At 38.0% G+C, this 20,028-nt stretch carries 27 protein-coding genes; 5 read left to right on the top strand and 22 right to left on the bottom strand.

Going from position 1 to position 20,028, the window contains the following annotated elements; translation table 11 throughout:
• Nucleotide 1 precedes the first annotated feature (1 nt).
• On the bottom strand, nt 2–214 hold the full coding sequence (locus tag WKH56_RS02145) for a biotin/lipoyl-containing protein (RefSeq protein WP_033579761.1): 213 nt from the start codon (nt 212–214) through the stop codon (nt 2–4).
• On the bottom strand, nt 211–1,563 hold the full coding sequence (locus WKH56_RS02150) for an acetyl-CoA carboxylase biotin carboxylase subunit (protein WP_034265301.1): 1,353 nt from the start codon (nt 1,561–1,563) through the stop codon (nt 211–213). Before WKH56_RS02150 ends, WKH56_RS02145 begins: the two co-directional genes overlap by 4 nt.
• 313 nt (nt 1,564–1,876) lie before the next feature.
• Here WKH56_RS02150 and WKH56_RS02155 point away from each other — a divergent pair, with 313 nt between their 5' ends.
• A complete protein-coding gene (locus tag WKH56_RS02155) occupies nt 1,877–2,347 on the top strand; it encodes an N-acetyltransferase (RefSeq protein ID WP_013058973.1) in 471 nt (156 codons plus the stop codon).
• An 81-nt stretch (nt 2,348–2,428) separates the two neighbouring features.
• Here the strand turns inward: WKH56_RS02155 and WKH56_RS02160 are convergent, their stop codons facing one another.
• The 4 genes from WKH56_RS02160 to WKH56_RS02175 form a co-directional block, all read right to left on the bottom strand.
• Nucleotides 2,429–3,031 carry an RsfA family transcriptional regulator gene (locus tag WKH56_RS02160; protein ID WP_028411482.1) on the bottom strand — a complete coding sequence of 201 codons (603 nt, stop codon included), beginning with the start codon at nt 3,029–3,031 and terminating at the stop codon, nt 2,429–2,431.
• A gap of 178 nt (nt 3,032–3,209) precedes the next feature.
• The gene (locus tag WKH56_RS02165; RefSeq protein ID WP_028411483.1) at nt 3,210–3,977 is read right to left on the bottom strand and encodes an enoyl-CoA hydratase/isomerase family protein; all 768 of its coding nucleotides are present in this window, start codon (nt 3,975–3,977) and stop codon (nt 3,210–3,212) included.
• A gap of 169 nt (nt 3,978–4,146) precedes the next feature.
• A complete protein-coding gene (gene rpmF, locus WKH56_RS02170) occupies nt 4,147–4,320 on the bottom strand; it encodes a 50S ribosomal protein L32 (protein ID WP_013058976.1) in 174 nt (57 codons plus the stop codon).
• A 65-nt stretch (nt 4,321–4,385) separates the two neighbouring features.
• The gene (locus WKH56_RS02175; RefSeq protein WP_014458367.1) at nt 4,386–4,904 is read right to left on the bottom strand and encodes a YceD family protein; all 519 of its coding nucleotides are present in this window, start codon (nt 4,902–4,904) and stop codon (nt 4,386–4,388) included.
• A gap of 179 nt (nt 4,905–5,083) precedes the next feature.
• On the opposite strand from WKH56_RS02175, the gene WKH56_RS02180 reads away from it, so the two are divergent.
• On the top strand, nt 5,084–6,283 hold the full coding sequence (locus WKH56_RS02180) for a nucleotidyltransferase (protein WP_221817794.1): 1,200 nt from the start codon (nt 5,084–5,086) through the stop codon (nt 6,281–6,283).
• 27 nt (nt 6,284–6,310) lie between these two features.
• On the opposite strand, the gene WKH56_RS02185 is transcribed toward WKH56_RS02180, so the two are convergent.
• Nucleotides 6,311–7,327, bottom strand: coding sequence for a SepM family pheromone-processing serine protease (locus WKH56_RS02185; protein WP_028411485.1), 1,017 nt, complete (start codon nt 7,325–7,327; stop codon nt 6,311–6,313).
• Entirely contained in the window at nt 7,317–8,114 is a 798-nt protein-coding gene (locus WKH56_RS02190) for a patatin-like phospholipase family protein (RefSeq protein WP_028411486.1), read from the bottom strand. Before WKH56_RS02190 ends, WKH56_RS02185 begins: the two co-directional genes overlap by 11 nt.
• 466 nt (nt 8,115–8,580) lie before the next feature.
• On the opposite strand from WKH56_RS02190, the gene ylbJ reads away from it, so the two are divergent.
• Entirely contained in the window at nt 8,581–9,789 is a 1,209-nt protein-coding gene (gene ylbJ / locus WKH56_RS02195; protein WP_033579758.1) for a sporulation integral membrane protein YlbJ, read from the top strand.
• Nucleotides 9,790–9,847: 58 nt separating this feature from the next.
• Here the strand turns inward: ylbJ and coaD are convergent, their stop codons facing one another.
• Nucleotides 9,848–10,342 carry a pantetheine-phosphate adenylyltransferase gene (coaD, locus tag WKH56_RS02200; protein ID WP_013058982.1) on the bottom strand — a complete coding sequence of 165 codons (495 nt, stop codon included), beginning with the start codon at nt 10,340–10,342 and terminating at the stop codon, nt 9,848–9,850.
• A 35-nt stretch (nt 10,343–10,377) separates the two neighbouring features.
• A complete protein-coding gene (gene rsmD / locus WKH56_RS02205; RefSeq protein WP_013084870.1) occupies nt 10,378–10,947 on the bottom strand; it encodes a 16S rRNA (guanine(966)-N(2))-methyltransferase RsmD in 570 nt (189 codons plus the stop codon).
• Nucleotides 10,948–11,536: 589 nt separating this feature from the next.
• On the opposite strand from rsmD, the gene WKH56_RS02210 reads away from it, so the two are divergent.
• Entirely contained in the window at nt 11,537–11,923 is a 387-nt protein-coding gene (locus WKH56_RS02210; protein ID WP_034270854.1) for a DUF7147 family protein, read from the top strand.
• Between the two features lie 74 nt (nt 11,924–11,997).
• On the opposite strand, the gene WKH56_RS02215 is transcribed toward WKH56_RS02210, so the two are convergent.
• Nucleotides 11,998–12,273: a YlbG family protein gene (locus WKH56_RS02215; protein WP_013058985.1), complete on the bottom strand. Its 276-nt coding sequence runs from the start codon at nt 12,271–12,273 to the stop codon at nt 11,998–12,000.
• A gap of 77 nt (nt 12,274–12,350) precedes the next feature.
• Between WKH56_RS02215 and WKH56_RS02220 the strand changes: the two genes are divergently transcribed.
• Nucleotides 12,351–12,665 carry a hypothetical protein gene (locus tag WKH56_RS02220; protein WP_033579757.1) on the top strand — a complete coding sequence of 105 codons (315 nt, stop codon included), beginning with the start codon at nt 12,351–12,353 and terminating at the stop codon, nt 12,663–12,665.
• A gap of 5 nt (nt 12,666–12,670) precedes the next feature.
• Here the strand turns inward: WKH56_RS02220 and WKH56_RS02225 are convergent, their stop codons facing one another.
• From WKH56_RS02225 to WKH56_RS02275, 11 genes are all read right to left on the bottom strand, one after another.
• Nucleotides 12,671–13,117: a YlbF/YmcA family competence regulator gene (locus WKH56_RS02225; protein ID WP_028411490.1), complete on the bottom strand. Its 447-nt coding sequence runs from the start codon at nt 13,115–13,117 to the stop codon at nt 12,671–12,673.
• Nucleotides 13,118–13,217: 100 nt separating this feature from the next.
• On the bottom strand, nt 13,218–13,604 hold the full coding sequence (locus WKH56_RS02230; RefSeq protein ID WP_033579756.1) for a carbohydrate-binding protein: 387 nt from the start codon (nt 13,602–13,604) through the stop codon (nt 13,218–13,220).
• A 99-nt stretch (nt 13,605–13,703) separates the two neighbouring features.
• Entirely contained in the window at nt 13,704–13,940 is a 237-nt protein-coding gene (locus WKH56_RS02235) for a YlbE-like family protein (protein ID WP_013058988.1), read from the bottom strand.
• A 5-nt stretch (nt 13,941–13,945) separates the two neighbouring features.
• On the bottom strand, nt 13,946–14,356 hold the full coding sequence (gene ylbD, locus WKH56_RS02240) for a YlbD family protein (protein ID WP_034270859.1): 411 nt from the start codon (nt 14,354–14,356) through the stop codon (nt 13,946–13,948).
• Between the two features lie 82 nt (nt 14,357–14,438).
• Entirely contained in the window at nt 14,439–15,026 is a 588-nt protein-coding gene (lhaT, locus tag WKH56_RS02245; protein ID WP_028411492.1) for a lipoprotein heptaprenylglyceryl N-acetyltransferase LhaT, read from the bottom strand.
• A 134-nt stretch (nt 15,027–15,160) separates the two neighbouring features.
• Nucleotides 15,161–15,928, bottom strand: a complete 768-nt coding sequence (locus tag WKH56_RS02250; RefSeq protein ID WP_034270862.1) for a menaquinol-cytochrome c reductase cytochrome b/c subunit — start codon at nt 15,926–15,928, stop codon at nt 15,161–15,163.
• Nucleotides 15,929–16,038: 110 nt separating this feature from the next.
• Complete coding sequence (qcrB, locus tag WKH56_RS02255; RefSeq protein ID WP_013058992.1) at nt 16,039–16,713, bottom strand: menaquinol-cytochrome c reductase cytochrome b subunit; 675 nt, start codon at nt 16,711–16,713, stop codon at nt 16,039–16,041.
• A gap of 3 nt (nt 16,714–16,716) precedes the next feature.
• Nucleotides 16,717–17,217: a QcrA and Rieske domain-containing protein gene (locus tag WKH56_RS02260; protein WP_013058993.1), complete on the bottom strand. Its 501-nt coding sequence runs from the start codon at nt 17,215–17,217 to the stop codon at nt 16,717–16,719.
• A 204-nt stretch (nt 17,218–17,421) separates the two neighbouring features.
• The gene (locus tag WKH56_RS02265) at nt 17,422–17,880 is read right to left on the bottom strand and encodes a YpiF family protein (RefSeq protein ID WP_028411494.1); all 459 of its coding nucleotides are present in this window, start codon (nt 17,878–17,880) and stop codon (nt 17,422–17,424) included.
• 117 nt (nt 17,881–17,997) lie between these two features.
• The gene (locus WKH56_RS02270; RefSeq protein WP_013058996.1) at nt 17,998–18,543 is read right to left on the bottom strand and encodes a ReoY family proteolytic degradation factor; all 546 of its coding nucleotides are present in this window, start codon (nt 18,541–18,543) and stop codon (nt 17,998–18,000) included.
• A gap of 97 nt (nt 18,544–18,640) precedes the next feature.
• Nucleotides 18,641–19,903 (bottom strand): tetratricopeptide repeat protein, encoded by a 1,263-nt coding sequence (locus tag WKH56_RS02275; RefSeq protein ID WP_285851863.1) that lies wholly within the window; start codon nt 19,901–19,903, stop codon nt 18,641–18,643.
• Between the last annotated feature and the right edge of the window lie 125 nt (nt 19,904–20,028).

The raw sequence follows: 20,028 nt of genomic DNA on the forward strand, positions 1-20,028 counted from the left end.
GTTATGAAATAGTCACCAAAACGTCGCCTTCGTTCACAAAATCCCCCACGGCTATATGGACAGTCTCTGCAATACCGGCTTGATCGCTTTCAATAGGAATTTCCATTTTCATAGATTCTAATACAACAACAACTTCTCCTTTAGTTACACTTGCTCCTTGCTGAACAAACACATTAAATACCATGCCTGCCATTGTCGCTTTGATTTCACTCATTGTGGTGCTCCTCCTTTATTTAATACTGTTGATAATAACGATGTGTTATAGGTGCCCTTTTCATATAACTCTTCATTTAACAACTGCTTAAATAGAGGAATATTTGTTTTGATTCCCTCTACAACAGCTTCTGTAAAATATGATTTAGCTAGTTCAATTGCATTTGAACGCGTACGACCAGTAATGATAACCTTTGCAATCATTGGATCATAAAAAGGTGTAACCGCATTCATATCACTGTAGCCGCTATCTACGCGCGCGTAGGTTCGCTCCGGCAAGTGATAACCCGTAATTTTCCCCGGAGCCGGTAAAAAAGTAAACGGATCTTCTGCATAAATTCGAAATTCAATGGCGTAGTTATTTGCTGCTATTTCCTCTTGCATACGAGGAAGCTTTTCACCGCGCGCAGCTAAGATCTGCCACTTAACTAAATCGACCCCTGCAATTTGCTCGGTGATCGGATGCTCAACTTGCAGCCGCGTGTTCATTTCAAGAAAATAAAAATTTTCGTCTTCATCCACGATAAACTCCACCGTACCCGCATTATAATAGCCGATTGCTCTAGCCGCTTGAACGGCTTGGTTTTGCATGGCTTGTCGCGTACTTTCTTTTAAAGAAAGCGCAGGGGCTTCTTCAATCACTTTTTGATTTCTTCTTTGTACAGAACAATCGCGTTCAAAAAGATGAACGACATTACCATGCTGATCTCCAAAGACCTGTACCTCGATATGTTTTGCGTTTGTTATAAGCTTTTCAATAAACATTCCTTCATGACCAAAATATGCTTTTGCTCTTGCTTTTGTTGAGGCATATACTTGTTTTACTGCTTCTTCGTTATCGCAGCGCACCATTCCAATTCCTCCGCCGCCTCCGCTTGCTTTTAACATAACGGGATATCCAATTACCCCCGCTACTTTACAAGCCTCTTCAACCGACGTCACATCACCTTCGCTGCCGGGGACAACAGGTACACCCGCTTCTTTCATCGCAGCGCGGGCAGCAATTTTGTCGCCCATCATCGAAATGATTTCGGGAGAAGGACCGATAAAACAAAAACCTTCATCAATCGCTCTTTTAGCAAATGCACTATTTTCCGATAAAAATCCATATCCAGGATGAATGGCGTCTACTTTTTCTTCATGACTAATTCTAAGCAGCTCTTCCACATTCAAATATGACTTTTGCACAGGAGGCTCTCCAATTCGACGTGCTTTTGTAGCCGCTTGAACATAAGGAAGTTCTGCATCTGCATCGGAATAGACAGCCACCGTTTCAATGCCCATTTGTTTGCATGTATGAATAATACGAAGAGCAATTTCTCCTCGATTTGCAATCAGTATTTTTTTCACCTTTCTCTCCCCTTTCCTCAAATTTCTACTTTCCCCCATATAATTCTACAATAATTTTAAAACTCCTCTACAATTTTTGAAAACGCTTTCTATTTGAATTCTGTTTCCCTTTTGCCTCCTTTCTAAAAAGTGATGTTTATAGTAATGTATTCTTCGTGTTTAACCGAAAGAATTCATTTTTCTTTGTGCGCATTGAATATTCGTTCACCAATCACGAAAACAGAATATTTTGTATTTTTGTTATATAATATTAGATGAACGAACCAATCCAGTTCGTTCATCTAGCAAGGAGACATAACAAGGGGGATATGGGATGAATTACGAAGTGAAGCATTTAAAAATTAATTTTAAAACGCTAGAAGAGTTCAAGAAATTCAAAGAATATGGCATTCAAGAACTTTCAATGCTAGAAGAATTACATGCCAAGATTTCCGATAATGAAATAAATTCTCCGTTTTACGGCATTTATTTTGGAAATAGCTTAGTGGCTCGCATGAGTCTCTATAAACGAAACAAACAGTACGATCAATATTTCGAGCCGCCTCAAACGTATATTGAAGTGTGGAAACTTGAAGTGCTCAGCGATTTTCAGCGCAAAGGATTAGGTCAAACGCTCGTTGAATATGCCAAATCCTTTCAATTACCTATCAAAACAAGCCCGCGAGTAAAATCGAGTGATTTTTGGTCAAAAATGGGGTTCGTACCTGTAACGTATGATATCGATCGTGATTTGGGAGAAAACCCTCTTATTTGGCTACCAAACGGTGTAAGCGAACAAAAATAAACAGCTGATTTCCAGCTGTTTATTTTATATCTATGTGGTATATATGATTAACATGAAGTAGGGAGCATTCAAGCTATCGCTTTACTTTTGAACTTTTTCTAAATTTAAATTTTTATCCACTTGAAATTTCACTTTTCTACTTTTTTCATCCTCTTTTAATACAACCATTTTACGAGCCCTCTCCATAATTTCAATAAGAGCTTTATAGTCATCTTCCACAATTAACAAATTGTTTTGCAAAGCTTTTTTTTCTTTTTCCAAAATCGTTACTTTCTCTTGTAAACGTTCAATCTTTTGCTGCAGTTCTTCATTAGCTTCGAGAAGCTCCGACGAGTGTTTTTGCCCTTGATCTACATTTTCTAAATACTTAATTACCTCATTAAGCGAAATATGTTTCTCTGCTTCCATATATGATAAGCGTGCAGGCTGCTCGTCGTCTTTTGAAACAGTTCTTGCTTTTAATTCTTTTCTCTGTTTTTTCGCAAGGTCAATACCAGTCTTGTATTGTTTGCGCACAAAAGAATTCCAGCGGAAGCCACAAGCTGCTGATGTTCGTGTAAGTTTCTTCCCCACTTCTTCAAATGCAGCTAGCTGAGTGCCACCTTCACGTATATGACGCAGTACAATTTCTGCGAGTAATAAATCTTCATCATGAGTCCATGCATCTTGACGAGAAGAAGTCATTTTTCTATCCCTCCTTATCCGTACTTATTAAATGAATATGCACCTACTAGATAAGATAGACTATTGTTCCTCTTCTCAATCAAGAAAATCTTTCATATACTTTGAAGCAAAATGGGAAATCCGTGATTCTTTCATCTTTTGCTTATTAACTATATTGCTATGGAAATGCAGTTCATAACTATGTTTTTTTAACGATGACCTTTTGAACCGCTTCTTCATGTTCAGGCGATTCCCACAATATCGAACAGCGATGAATTTCTTGTTCCATTCGATTCCAAACCCGGCTTTGCTCCCATTTCTCAATAGCGATTTCTTTGTAAGCTTGCAATACTTGGGTCGATTTATGAGTAATAGGAGCTAACCACTCCTCACACCTCATAGTTAGCTCTTTAAACGACGTAACATAGGAAAGAAATCCAATTTGCTTTGCTCGTTCTACTCCATACAGCTGAGCACTGTAGATCATTTCCATCGCTTCTTGATACCGCAGCTTTTCAAGAAGAATGGTTCCTCCTCCCCAGCCTGTTGTAATTCCTAAATTCCCTTGAATAAAGCCCATTTCGCTATGTGTTGCACTTATACGGAAGTCACATGCAATCGCAAGCTCACACCCCCCCCCAACCGATGTTCCATTCAAAAGGGCAACTGTTGGTTTTGGGAGCGTTAAAATTTCATAAAGAATTCTCCCCATTTTCGTTAACATTTGAGACGCCTCTTTCGAAGTCTTTAGCTCATGAAATACGCTTAAATCTCCTCCACTGCAAAATGCGTCTGAACCAGCACCTGTAATTACAAAAGCTTTTACTAACTGATTATGTTTCACATAATCTACAGCTTGCTGCAGTTCATTCATCACATCATAATCAATGGCATTACGCTTTTCAGGGCGATTAATCACAAATGTAGCAATGCCTTGGCTTGTAGTAAACAGCTCGCTTTTTTTCATGCTTTTTCCTCCTTATGGACAAGGTATGAATCCTTTTACAACAGTAATTGTTTATTTAAAAAGAGTTCTTGTTCTATAAGAAAAATCCTTCTCTTCCAAAGGGCAGAGAAGGAAAAAAGGCAAAAAAAATAAAAGACCCTTTAAGAGGGTCTTTTATTTAAATAAGCAATTATTTGCTTACTACGTCATTTCCTTTGTAAGTACCACAAGCTTTACATACGCGGTGTGATAGTTTCATTTCACCACAATTTGGGCACTCTACCATACCAGGAACTTGTAATTTAAAGTGCGTACGACGCGTTCTTTTCTTCATTTTAGATGTTCTTCTAAAAGGTACAGCCATTATTCCCACCTCCTTAAAAGAATTTTAAAATCATATGAAGGCCCGAAAGCCGGATCTTCGCATTTTTATTTCTTTTTGTCTTTAAAGAAATTTTCGAGTACGGCTAAGCGGGGATCTACTTTTTCCTGCTGTTCTTCTTCGGTAACAACTTCCCAGTCTTTTCCTGACTGTGGAGCTGCTCCTGCCGCTTGCTGATTTTCACTAAATACCTGCAGAGGAATTTCAACAATAATTAACTCTTGAATCAAAGGTTGTAAATCAACCGTTTCTCCCTCTACAATGCGTACTTCAGCATCTTCTTCATAATCAGCATTCACATTCAATAAAAACGTTTCAGTTGCGTTAATTTCAAACGGATACGGAACGTCAACTAATGTACGAGCACAAGGCAACGTCATTTCTCCTGAAATTTTAAGGTGAAACGTTACTTTCGAAGAGCTAATGTCGGCTCTTCCTTTCACGTTTACATCTGACATTCTACGAATTTGAGGATCAGCATTCATAAACTCTTTGCCGTCAATCACTTCGTCAAATGTTAGACCTTTATTTTGCAACTGATACAATTGATGTATTGTCCATTTCATTGTTAATCACCTCAAGGCAACAAAGGTTATTATAGCTTTCACAAGATTATTTGTCAATATTTTTTCTTTACACTATAATGTACTTAAATATGCTTTTTTGTAAAAATTTCTTACTTTCATAAAAAAACGTTTTTAAAACAAAGAGCTAGACTAAAAATAATAAATTAAAAGGAGACATTATGCAAGCAGTTGGAATAATTGTCGAATATAATCCTTTTCATAACGGACACGCTTATCATTTGCAGCAAGCCAAACAACAAACCGGAGCAGATTGTGTGATTGCTGTGATGAGCGGGCACTTTTTGCAGCGCGGAGAGCCTGCTCTTGTATCGAAATGGTCCCGCACAAGAATGGCTTTAGCCGCTGGTGCAGACTTAGTCGTTGAATTACCCTATGCTTTTTCTACTCAAAAAGCTGAAACATTCGCAAGCGGCGCTATTTCTATTTTGGAATCCCTTCACGCTGACTTTGTATGCTTTGGCAGCGAAAATGGCAATATTGACTCATTTACCCGCACCGCTGATTTGCTCGAAGCTCATGAATCAGAACTATCTGCCTTAATTCAACAAGAGATGAAAAAAGGAAACAGTTATCCAAAATCAGCTTCCAATGCTTTCTTACAGCTTTTCACGGAGGCTCCTATTGATCTATCTCAGCCAAATAATGTGCTTGGAATGAGCTATGTAGCTGCCATAAAAAAACAGCATGCATCTATTAAACCATATACAATCACTCGAATTCAATCACATTATCACGATGATTCCCTGTCTTCCTCTTTTATTTCAAGCGCTACAAGCATACGTAAAGCTATTTTTGACAGCAGCAGCAATGGGGACCTGGGCAAGCATATGCCAGTTAGTACAGCAAACGAATTAGCAGCTTACAAACAAGCACACGGACAGTTTCATCATTGGGAGCACTATTTCCCATTTTTGAAATACAAATTATTAACTACTCCACTTTATGACTTACAGCGTATTTATGAAATAGAAGAAGGTATTGAACATCGACTGCTATCTTATATTTCTTCATCTACTTCATTTGAAGATTTTTTAACAAATGTTAAAACGAAGCGATATACGAGAACCCGTTTACAGCGCATGTGCGTTCACCTTTTAACCAATACAACAAAAAGTGAGATGCAACAAGCTGATCCTTATATTCGCTTATTGGGAATGTCAAAGACCGGACAAGCCTATTTAAAAACAATTAAGAAAAAGCTGTCCCTTCCTATTGTATCCACTGTATCGCAATGTAAACTAAAAGAAATTGATACCGATATTAAAGCGACACATGTTTATAGTACGCCGTTTCAGGAGCCTCTGCGCTCTCAGTTTATGAAACAAGAATATACGCAGCCTCCTATCATTTGGCCATAAAAAAATCGTCTGCAAGAGACGATTTTTTTATGGTTTCAGCTTTTCTAAATAGGTTACGGCATCCGAAAATGAATCTACGGGTACAATTTTCATATCACTGTTTATTTTTTTGGCTGTCTTCACTGCTTCTCGGTAGTTAGAGCCAGCAGCCCCTTTTTCATTTGGTGCAAAGAAAATCTCTGCTCCTTCTTTATCTGCGGCTACAATCTTTTGTGAAATACCTCCGATTGGTCCTACCTCTCCTTTATCATTGATAGTCCCTGTACCTGCAACGCGGTGGCCTTTTGTCATGTCCTCTTTAACAAGCTGATTATAGATTTCAAGTGAGAACATCAGTCCCGCTGAAGGCCCTCCTATTTTTTCAGTATCAATATGTATATCGGGCTTGACTTTTAATTCTTGGTTCGTTTCTAAGGCAATTCCTAGGCCTACTCGTTTCGGCTCATCAGGAAATGCTTTAACTTTTAGAGTATGTTTGCTTTCTTTGCCATCTCTTTTCACATAAATTGATACTGAATCTCCTGCTTTTTTAGTCGATACGTAGTTGATTAAGTCCTCAGCAGTTTGAATTTTTTTCTCATCTACTTTTGTCACGACATCTCCAACATGAAGTTTTCCATGTGCAGGCATATTTTCTACAACATATGTAACATATACGCCTTTATTGTGGTAGGAAACGCTCTTTCCAGCTGCTTCATATGCTACTGAAATAGCGGCATTTTTTGACGTATCCATCATATGTAATTGCCTTGTCGAGTAATCTTCATCGCTTTCACCCTGCTGCAAAATTTGCTTTGTAGGGAAAATTTCATGAAAGTCCTGTATTTTCGCAAGACCATATGAAAGAGGAGTTGCTCTGCCCATTCTTACAGTTGTAAGCATAAACGTCCCTTTTTCATGGTATCCATCTTCTACCTTAATAATAGGCGCAAGTTCTTCTGCCATTCCAGGCTTTGTAATGTAGTACGGTAATGGATAAAAACAAAGCATTGCCACCACTGCAATAACAGCCAAATATACCAAAATTCTAATTCTAGATTTCACTTTTTTTGTTCTCCTTCCAATGATCAATTGCTTGTAGAATAGAAGGCAACTGCTCATGTGCTGCTTGTTCACCAATTGACATCATTTCTTGAATGTTTGTAAATGCTCTGGAACTAAAAGTATCGAGATTAGGACGAATCATAACGTCTGAAGCAATAGTTCGGTGAGCTACTAGCTCATCTTGCAAAATATCTAAACTTTGCATAATGACATCAAAAATGGAGCTGATTTCTGCATTCACTTTCGCTTTTGATACATCGACTCCAATGACAATATCAGATCCCATCTCTTTTACAACCGATACAGGAATACGGTCCACTACCCCGCCGTCTACAAGCAATCGCCCATCAATTACTTCGGGAGCAAAAATTCCTGGAATTGAAATACTTGCTCTCACCGCTTCAGCGATAGGTCCTTTTTTAAACACCACTTTCTCTCCTGTTTTCAAATCTGTCGCTACAATGGCAAACGGTATAGATAACTGTTCAATGTTTCTATTTTGCGTAAAAGTGCGAACCAACGACTTTACTCTGTTGCCCGTAATAAATCCCATTTTTGGCACGGTAAAATCCAAATAATACTTTCGTTTGAACGTTAGCGCCATTTTATAAAGAGTTGCCAGTTCAATACCTGACGCATATAGTGCACCAACTAAAGCTCCCATGCTGCTGCCAGCTAGAAAATCAATAGGAATGTTATTTTCTGTTAGCGCTTTGATTACTCCTAAATGTGCAAAACCTCTAGCTCCACCTGAGCCTAACGCAACTCCTATTTTTGGGCTTTCCACTTTACCTGCCCCCTCGTTTTACCTTATAGACTTCTAAAAATGTAAAAACTTTTGATGAGCTTCTCTATCATTGTTGCCCTGTCTTCAATAGGACTATTCTTCATTTTCTATTTGTTCATTTTGTATGAAGCTAAAGATATGTTTTGCTCAATCAACGGTGGTTATTAAGCATTATACTATACTGAAGGTTGTTTTAAGAAATTCTTACTCTTCTCTTGCTGCGTATACGTTTTTTTACTCCTTGACTATTCTAGAAGTGCATTGATTTATGTATATGAATTGTATTTCCAAATGTGACAAGACGCCTTTTTATTCAGTATGAATTTATTTTCTCCTTACACATAGGCATAAAGTCGATGCATAGCTTCGTATATTGATATATAGAAGAACTTGTACATTTGCCTAAAACTCCTCATTTCATTCCTATCAAAATGACGTGAGCTTAGAAAAGGAGATGAATCGTTCGTTGAATAAATCGATGGTGAAAACACTTCTGCTCGGGACGAGCGTAACACTTCTCGCTATTGCGCTTATTGTATATCCAAAAGAAGCGCTAGAAGGTTCAGTAAGAGGTCTCAACACATGGTGGAAGGTCGTCTTTCCTTCTCTGCTGCCCTTTTTTATTGTTTCAGAAATGCTTATTGGGTTTGGCGTAGTGAAGTTCATTGGGATCTTATTAGAGCCGTTTATGAGGCCTTTATTCCGAGTACCTGGAGTAGGGGGTTTTGCTTTAGCAATGGGCATGGCTTCTGGATTTCCTTCAGGTGCAAAAATCACTTCCCGGCTGCGCCAAGAAAAACAGCTAACAGCTATTGAAGCTGAAAGACTCGTATCATTTACTAACTCATCTAACCCTATTTTTATTTTTGGAGCTGTGGCAGTTGGCTTTTTTCACAATCCAGCTGTCGGTATCATATTAGCTCTCTCTCATTACATAGGGAATATTTGTGTAGGACTGGTGATGCGGTTTTATGGATCAGCAAAACCTAAAGGACAAGTAATTCAAAAACCTTCTTTATCGTTAGCTTTTCACGAAATGCATAAAACGCGATTAAAAGATAAGCGTCCTATCGGGAAGCTTTTAGGAGATGCGGTTACTTCTGCAGTTCAATCTCTCTTAATGATTGGCGGTTTTATCATTTTATTTTCTGTATTAAACAAACTTTTATATGTGACTCATATCACGGCCGTTTTAAGCAGCGGTCTAGCTTATTTATTTTCCCTTTGTCATATAGGGACTGAGCTGAGCCTTCCCTTTATTTCGGGGCTTTTTGAAATTACGTTAGGAAGCCGCCTAGCAAGCGAAGCACCGGACACGCTGCTGTTTCATCAAATTATCATCGTTAGCTTTGTATTAGGCTTTAGCGGTTTCTCTGTTCAAGCACAAGTAGCTAGCATACTCGCCGAAACAGATATTCGATTTTTCCCGTTTTTTATTGCCCGAATTTTTCACGGCTGTTTTGCGGTAGTATTCACTATCTTTCTATGGGGTCCTCTTCGGGAATCCATTACTACTTTTCAAGCATCTGAAGGAGCACTGCCGGTTTTTTCTCACTTGGAGTCCGTTACGATTCTATCGCAGTGGCTAAACGTGTACGGCCCCCTCCTAACGATTTTTACGCTGTGCTGCTATATTTATCTATATTCAAAACGAGCGTTTCTTCATCGTTCCTAGTAAAAAAAGAACGTGACGTTTTCTTATCGGCAAAGAAAACGTCACGTTCTTTTTTATCTTATTTTTGAGACAGCTGTTCAAATTTTTCTGCAAGCGCTTCTCTAACAGGGGGAGGAACTAATTCAGAAATATTCCCGCCATATTTAGCTACCTCTTTTACAATACTAGAACTTAAAAACGAGTATTGATTATTTGTCATCATAAATAACGTTTCGATTTCTTTATCTAATACGCGATTTACAGATGTGATTTGCATCTCGTACTCAAAATCTGATACTGCACGCAAACCTCTTAAAATGGTCTTTGCCTGCTTTTCTTTTGCATACTCCATTAATAATCCGCTGTACGACTCTACTACCACATTAGGAAGTGATTTTGTTACTTCTTTCAGCAAAGCTACTCGCTCTTCCCCTGTAAATAGAGGACTTTTTGAGGAGTTATTTAAAACAACCACATAAATCGTATCAAATACATTTGCGCCTCGTTTAATAATATCAAAATGTCCATTCGTAACTGGATCAAAGCTTCCTGGACAAACAGCTATACTGCCCATACGTATCCCCTTTCTACATCTAACAGCTCATTGATTTATTCAACTGATTCTTCTTTCTTGTATGTATAAATAGAAACACCAATGATACCGTACGTTTCGCTTTTTATTTTTTCAAATAAACCAATCTCATTATCTAAATGTACATCATGAGAATGCTCCGCTACAATAATTCCTGTTTTTGCCAGAAGGTTTTCTTCACTTACCGTTTCGATAAGCGCTTTCAACTTTTGTGCTTTATACGGTGGGTCAAGCAAAAGTAAATCGACAGTCAGCTCCCTTTTCTTTATCGCTTTCAGTGCACGCTCTGCATCATTTCGATACACTTCAGCGCGGTCTTCTAACCGACAGGATGCTAAGTTTGCTTTAATCGTCTGAATCGCTTTGCCATCCCGATCCACAAAAATGACTTTATCTATTCCTCGACTTAGAGCTTCAATTCCCAAGCCACCGCTTCCACCGAACAAATCAAGAGCTGTTCCACCTTCAAAAAACGGTCCAATCATATTAAAAATAGCTTCTTTCACCTTATCTGTTGTAGGGCGGGTTGAGTATCCTGGAACCGCCTTTAACGCATGGCCTTTATATAAACCTGCTACTACTCTCATCCTTATCACTACCTTACTTTTACTTCCTTATTCTTCATTATCCTAACATATTTTGAATTACAAAGACTAGCAAAAATCCTCAATTTATTCAATGCTGTATGCATTCTGTGCAATAACCCAGCAGCTTGCTTTTATGCTGGACTTTTACGACCGTCTCCTTAGATACACCTATGCAGATCATTCGGCATTTCGTTCATAAAAGATTTCCTTTACTTTAATATGTCATCATAAACGTAAATTTACCCTTTTTCTCTGTCATGTTATCAGTCTTTTATATTTTAAAAAGTGAATTTCACGAGACAGGTATATGAACGTTTAAAACGGACATACTGACTAGTAACAACATCATCTAACCGATGTTGTTGCCAACCGCGGAGAAGACTTACGTTTCCCCATAAGTTCTTCCTCCGGTTTCTCCTCTCCCTTTGCCTTCATCAAGGTGCTTGTAATCGCAGAGGTGATTACACCCCTTTATTGAAGGGCCCTACAATGAGTAGTTGTAGGGATTTTTTTATTTACTCCTAAAATATTCAGTGATACATTAAACTACGTGAGTTTGCTTTTTTAATACATAGAGGGGGAAATACATATGATTCAGCGTTTTATTGAGCTCGGAGAAGGGTATTCAGATATTTATGAGCTGTTAGAGATTGTCAAAAGCAACAAACATCGTCTTGCCCATCTTATTATGCTGCGAACAGTAAAAAAAGATCGACAAGTAGCTTCTTTTGTCGCTGTCTTGCATCCAACAGCTGAAGGGAATTTCCAACCGCTTTACGTTTGCCGAGAAGGAATTGTTTTAAAACAAAACGACAGCAAGCGCGTTGAGTTATTTAAACGAGCAGCTGAGGAAGCGGGAAAAGAAATTGTGGTACTCGATGTCAAACCATCTACTACCTTTCCAGAAACAGCACTATACTATCAGCACCTTATTGGCATTTTGCGAATGAACCGCTTTATTCCGCCAATGCAATAACCTCATCCCTGCCTATTCGTTTGCTAAGGCCAAGTAAAATAAAAAAAGGAATGTACATTACATTCCTTTTTTGTTTAAATTCCTATCTTATAGTCATATTCCTTCGCTTTATCCGGCTTTGAATTTTCGAATTCTGTTTTTAAAAACGGCCGATAAGAAGGATCTACTTTCTTCACAAAAGGTAGAGACTGAAGTTTATGGATTGTTTTTTCAATGCCATCTTGGTTGCAATATAAGACAACATACTTTAATTCTTTAGATACGTAATGTACATTTCCGTACTTTCGCAATGCTTTTGCTTGCTTAACAGAATGCACATACGCCACAATTCCTTGACGTTCAACAAACATATTTAGTTCCCCTTTTGCATACGTTATATTGGTTTTCTTTATCATAAATTCTTTTATATGAAGTAGGTGCTTTATGTATGAATTTAGATGATATCTGGATGCTCTTTCTTACTCATTTTAACGAGCACAGAGCTATTGAACAAGTCATTTTCAAAAAAATCACAAATATACCCTTTTTGTATATAAACACATCAATTGAGCGTAGAAAAATAGATGAGCTTCTAGAAGCTTCATCTATTTTTGCTACATCCAATACAAATGCTACGTGGCGCTCAAGTTTTGTCAGAAGTCAGCATCTTACTTATGTCTATCAGCACAGGTTTTACGTTCCACAGCGTAAAATGGCCTGCTGCGGAAATTCCTGTGCTGATTGCGTTCGATTTATACAGTGAACGGCTTATGCGCTGCACCCGCAGCTTCCACCAGATCCGCAGCCACCGCCGCAGCTGCTTCCCGTATCAAAAAACGGATTTCCCGTCGGTACTTTAACATGCTCTGAAACAGCTTGACCAAGGATAACGCTAATTTCATCAAGCAGTTTTTGCAATTCATTTTCTGCTTTTTTGAACGCAGCGATTGTCGCATGTAAATCAACTTGACGCTTTACATCACGTACTTGTCTCGTAATGGTTTTATAGTCAGGATGATATTTTCCAAATCGCTGAACATCCTCATACTGTTCCTTTATTTTCACAAATTGAGCAATTAATGCCTGTGCATGTGAATCTTTATTTAATCTATATAAACATTGACGATAGTTCTCGGCTACGTCTGATTGTAACACCATGTTCGCTACGTGATCAGACTCGTCGAGTAATTCAACAGTTCTCATTGTTGTCAGCATGGCTGTGCACCTCCGTTTTTATCTTATCACGTTTTGGATCTAAAGAAAAAGAACTTGCTAAAACAGCTTACACTGATTTACTACAAGTTCTACTTTTTAACTATATAATTTCAACCGTAAAGGTATTCCTCACTTGATAACTTTCTTCTTTAGATTTCATCAGTTCAATCGTAACAGTATGAGATCCTTTTGGAAGATCACTTAAAACAAAGGCTGCTTGCTTCATTTCTTTAAATGGTTTTCCATCTACTGTGATTTGAAGGAATCCACTCTCTGTTGAAAATGAAAACCCGCTTAGAATACATTCGACGTATACGTTCTGTCCTTTCACATGCTGGTGTACCATCAGTGAAGGTTTTGTATTCATTGCACCAAACGTTTCAGCTGCCCGCGGTTGAGAGGAAGTTTTAGTCTCAGGTTTTGGTTTATCATGGTTGCATCCTAGCAGAGAAACTACACATAAGGCCGTCGTTAATAGTAAGCGCATAATACCATTCCTTTATCATTCGTTTCTCCATAGTGTTTACAAACTCTTTATTTTTACTCATGACGTGCAAAAATCTCTGCATCGCTATGTATGCAGAGATCATTGATTTTTCATGGATTGAAACATATGAAACATCATGTTTGCCATTTGAATCGAATTCGAAAACTTTTCAACTTTATGAGGAATGGTTTGTTTGTAGTAGTGTTTGGATTCTAATTCAAATTTCTCCAGTTCTTCAGGGTTCCTAGATAAACGCCGGTACCACATTGGCTGTTCACGAACGAAGTCGTTGAGTTTAGGACGAGACTGCATATACTCGTATATATCTTTTCTCATTGCGTTTAATCTTTCCTAAAGCCAAATGGATTCCCTGGCCCGGAAGCTGCTCCTCCACCGGATGGCTTAGATGGCTGAAATTGCTGCAGTACTTGTTGAATATTCGAAATAGCGGAATTTACATTTGTGATATGATTTTGCATTTGATTCAAGTCCATGTTTTTCAGCGAGGATACGATTGTACCCATAATATCTTTTTTCTCCTCTGTGGTAGCAGCTGGTTCAGCCTTTTCACTTTCTTCTGAACGATATGCCTCCCACATTGGGTCTTCTGCACCGAATAAATACCAATCTTCATAAAGCTCTTTCCACGTTTTTTGCTGCTTTCGAACCTGTTCTACTAATTTGGGATGTGATTTTACAAATTGTTTAAATTCCACAACGGACGGATGAAGCTCTCGTTTGGTTTCCTTCACAGTAACTCACCTCATACTTAAATATAGCCTACTATATCTTAGAAAAAGAGAGCTCGTTTCGTGCGCCTATTTCAAAAATTTTTTATAGCTGTTTTTTTGAAGAAGCACGAACTGTGAACCAGTATGTAATGAAAATAGATAAAATGCTTAGCCAAAATGTAAAATAACCAATTTCAGACATATACGCATTGAGCATGCTGTATCTTGGCATCATAGAAAAAACGTAATCAATGATATCATTATGTACGGCCCATACAGCGGCAACCGCTACATGCCATAACTTAATCCGGTAAAACGGTACGTATAAAAGCCCTTGAAAAGCCATTGCTGCATGAGAAGCCATTAACATAAGCATCATCCAATCAATGTATCCTGTTAACACATAGACCAATACATTCATTATAACGGCCCAAATCCCGTATTTAAACAGCGTGACCATGGCTAAAGCTTCAAATAGTGAAAAATGTTTTCCGAGTAAAAGACCGATAAGTACGATAACAAAAAACAAGCTTGCCGTTGGACTATCAGGTACAAATAATAAAAACTTCTTAGGTGTTTCCGCTAATTGACTCCCATACCAAATATATCCGTAGATTGTTCCTAGTATATTTACAATCAGCAAAAGCGTTAAAAAACGCTTATCTTTTAAGGTATACCATAACCAAGCCATTCAGAAAGTCTCCTTTACATTTAATCTCTTCTTTATTATGTACAGTTTTTGGACAATAGCAAGCACCTATCTCATTGATATAAACCACAACATTAAATAAATTCAAAAAAAACCAGCCTTTTGGCTGGTTTTCATTATTTTTTTCCTAAGTTTCCGACAAATTCCGAGAGCGTTTTCAATTCTTTATCTGAACCTTTGAAAACACCTTTTGGCATATTGCCTTTACCATTTTTTGCGATATTGGCGATTTCTTCAGGAGATAAATCAATTCCTGTTAAAGCCGGAGCCGCAGGGCCTCCCTGTAAATTATCACCATGACAGGTCAAGCACGTTTGCTTTTGCATAATTTTGTAGCCTTCTGAATTTTTGTCAATCGCTACTTCTTCTCTAATTTTCCCTTGCTCTTCACGTGCTTTCCAATCTACCTGTGTCGCTGACTGCCACGTTAGGAAAAAGACTGCTGCTATAGCCAGAAGCATGAATCCTGTCGCAAACGGTCTCTTAGCCGGTCTTCTTTCTGGTCCCCGATCAATGAAAGGAGCAAGCATTAATGCGCCAAATGCAATCCCAGGAATAATAAATGCACCTATAATATTATATGGACCAGAAGCAAATGAATATTTAAGCAATTGATATAGGAACAAAAAATACCAGTCGGGAAGAGGCAAGTACCCCGTATCAGTCGGATCGGCAATACGTTCAAGCGGAGATGGATGAGCGATGGTTAAACATAAATAACCAATTAAAAAAACTGCTCCTACCATCCATTCTTTTAGTAAAAAGTTTGGCCAGAATGCTTCTGTTTTCCCTGGAAATTCAGAGTAATCTTTTGGAATATTGGGTTTTCGTTCTGCAGGAACACGTGAATCTCCAACAAACTTCATCCCTTTACCACGATGCATGTTCTCCCTCCTTTTTCTCACTGTTCTAGTGAAAGTACTAACAACGGAGTATGTGCTTGATGCATATGATGACTAGTGTGATTGACTAATTGAATAAAGCGTATAAACTTTTATAGTGGTCCTGAAATTCCTTGTTTACGAATCATTAAGAAGTGGGCACCCATTAAGCCAAGCAGGGCTCCGGGTAAAAAGAATACGTGAATGGCGAAAAAGCGAGTTAGTGTTTGAGCACCAACGATGTCTGGATGTCCTGAGAGTAATGTCTTCACTTGCTGGCCTATAATTGGTGTGGATTCAGCAATTTGCAAACCTACTTTCGTTGCAAATAGCGCTTTCATATCCCACGGCAACAAATAACCTGTAAAACCTAAACCTAACATAACAAAGAAAATTAACACACCCACAATCCAGTTTAACTCGCGGGGTTTTTTGTATGCTCCTTGGAAGAAAACACGAAGTGTATGTAAAAACATCATGACGATAACCAAACTTGCTCCCCAGTGATGCATACCTCGAACAATTTGTCCGAAAGCGACTTCATTTTGCAGATAATAAACGGATTCCCATGCATTTTTTATATCTGGTACATAATACATGGTCAAAAACATGCCTGATAAAATTTGAATAACGGTAACAAAAAACGTCAATCCACCAAAACAATACACAAATGCTGAAAAGTGATGTGCAGGATTTACGTGTTCTGGCACTTCATGATCGGCCACATCTCGCCATAAAGGAGTAATATCTAGCCGTTCATCCACCCAGTCATAGATTTTATTCAACATTTTCTATGCCCCTCCTTGTGGTTTGGCTTTTCCTAGATATAACGTACCGCCTTTTACCTTTTGAACGTATACATCTAACGGTCCCATCGGTGGTGTCCCCGGTACATTTTTACCGCTTTTTTCATACATTCCCCCATGACAAGGGCAGTAGAAACGATGTGGATAGTTTTTGTCACCAGCCCAGTTAACCGTACAGCCTAAATGCTTACAAATTGGTGACAGCGCGACGATTTCACCTTTATCAGTTTTGTACACCCAAGCCGATCTTGGTTCTTCTGATTTATGCCACGCATCCACTTGCTTGATTTTAAAATCGACACGTTTCGGCTCTTTTGTAATGTCTTTAACCTGCGCTACAGCTACTAAATCCTGACCCGCTTCTTTTTCCAAAATTGGATCTACTGCAAAGCGCACCATTGGCATTAACATTCCAGCAGCCATAAATCCCCCTACACCAGTGAGCGTATAGTTTAAAAACTGTCGTCTTGATACCCGATCACCCATGCTTTTCCCCCCTTTAAAAAAGTTCAGTCCAGAGAATTTTGGACACATGATGGACCATTCTATTAAACTAGGACATAATCATGATATATTAATATTTCTGGAAGGTCAATACAATAAAAACCTAAAACATGGAAATAATCTTTATTTTTCTAAATTTTTCGTCATTATTTTGTTTGCGCTTCCATTGCTTATTCTACAGCCTTTTTAAACACTCCATTTCTCTACAAAAATCGGCAGGAGCTGTTGGACTTGTTCATGTATGAGCGTATACTTATGCGAGTCGTCTATATGCTCAAGCGGTAAAGCAGGTATCCAAATGCAGTGAGCCCCTATTTCTTTCTCATACTGCAGCCAATCTCGGTCGCTAGTAAGCACAAAAAGATGTTTGACTTCATTGTCATTTATATGCTCATTCCAACGAAGTAATGTTTCATAAACAGCAGCTACTCCATCTTTTTTTAAGTATGTAAAACTAGGTGTTAAAATCACTCTTCCTTTAAATTGTCTCTCTAACTCTTCAGTAAGAGCAGTCGTATATTCACTCATAGATGCAGTAAGCTTTAAATCTTCTCCGAAATCAATAGGAATGAGTGGAACCAATACAGTATCAACATAACTTTTGGATTGTAAATACACATCCATTTCCTTCGCCTGCAGCTTCAACTTTCTTCTCCTCTCAGCAAGCTTGCTAAGGCTTGTCTTATTTATTTTTCAAACTGAATAAGGAGATAAAAAAAGAGATTGACCTTTTTCTAAGAAGCTAGCCAATCTCTCGTTTATCTACTGTACATAATGGTTATTTAAATATTCGCTTAAGCGCTGAAATTCCTCTTTATCATTTTCATCTAATGCTTTATCAATTAGTTCCATGATTTTTGATCGTTGAAATTTCTGAATAGATTCTTCCAATATTTGCTCAGCTAATACTCTATCTTTTTCATTTGTTTGATTAGCTTTTGGCATATAAGGATTGTCTTCCAGTACAGCCACATATTGAGGCGATGAATACAACGATCGGAAGTTTAATTGAATATAAATGTCTTCTTCTCGATTCAAACGAATATCATGAAATGATTTTTCTGCATCGGTTGTCATGATATTTTCTTTATAAAAACGAAATGGAGGGTCTTCCACACAGTGCGTAGACATCACCATCCCGCGAGGACAAAACTGTGCTTGCTCAACGAAGTGAACTCGTTTCATCAATTGATCATGGCTCATCAAATAATTTAAAATCCATACACATTCTCTGCGCTTCAGCTGATAATTCGTTAAAAACCAGCGAACAAATTCTTTTTTCTCGTTGACAGTAACAGGGGTCGTCATATTCTCACTTCCCTCCTCTGTGTTTAAACTCTCAGTTAAAACACCTTTTACAGTTATTTATTCCACACGGCAGCAATAAAATCCTCTGAACTATTATTTATTCTTCTAATTGAAATAATATGTCTTGAATTTCATCTACTGTTGGATCCATGGCTAATAAAGCTTGGAAAATCCCCTTCGCTTTCGAGCGCTGTCCTTCTTCTAATAAGAAATAGCCATACTCTTCTAAAAACGCATACTCTTCTTTAAAAACAGTATATGCAGATTCGTAGTATTTTAGCGCTTCTTCATAATTTTCTAATTCCTGATAAGCTTTTGCTAAATCCCATTCAAAATGAGGATCATGCTCATTATATTCTTTGGCATGCTCGATATTCTCTACTACATCTTCATATCTCTCTTGACTCATATAAAGTTTAGAGAGAGTTAAAATAGCTTCAATGTACCCTGGATCTAGTGCAATCGCTTGTTGAAACGCCGATTCAGCCTCTTCTTCTAGACCGCGCTTTAATGCTATTTTACCTTTAAAAAAGTAAAGTTCTTTTTGAAATTCATCCTGCGCAATACCTTCGTTGACAGCCACCGCAGCCTCTTCTAGCATCTCTTCATGTTCATATGACTTTGCTAAATATAAATAAAGAGAATGGTACTCACGGTCTAACTCTTTTAGTTCTGTAAACTTTTCAATAGCGGTCTGATAATGACCTGCTTGATACGCTGAAATCGCATATTCAAATAGTGTGTTAATCTCAAGCTTATCTTTTAACGCTTGATCAAAGTAAGGAAGCGCTTCTTCGAACTGGCCGATACCTGCTAGACTTTCAGCTAATCGCTGACGAAGATCCGTACCGTTAAATTCTTTTTCTGTTTTTAGCAGCGTTTGATAAAAAGGAATTGCCTTTTGATAAATTCCTTGACTGCTGTAAAATTCACCGAGCCCAAAATCGATAACCGGCTCATTTGGAAGCATTTTTTTCGCTTCCATTAACTTTTGCTCACTTACTTCACTAAGGCCTTGCATTTGATATAAGTCAGCTACAAGAAGCAGAGCTGGCACATAATTATCGTCTTCGCTGTTAATTTGATTTAAAATATGAATGGCTTCTTCTTCTTCTTCTAAATCAATGAGCATTTCAGCTTTTAATAAATACAGCTCGCCTTCTTCTGGGTATTTAGCGATGAGCTCGTCTATTAAAGGCAGCGCATCATTTACTAGTCCCCACTCCTGCAGCTGTTCAGCCATTAAAAACTTTTCTTCGTCTGTAGCTTTATCTTTCAATTCATGAATAAGGGCAAGACCTTTTTCAATTTCATTGGATTCTACGTAACCTATCGCGCGGTCTAGTTCTTTCACACACAATTCTCCTTTATTATTACATTCACTTTTTATATAAAAATAAAACGAATTAATTTTCTATTTTTCCAAACTCGAAGCAAGAACACATGCTTCTATACACAATGATAAAATAGTTTGAGCGTTTGTTC

The organism is Priestia sp. SB1 (genome assembly GCF_038898415.1).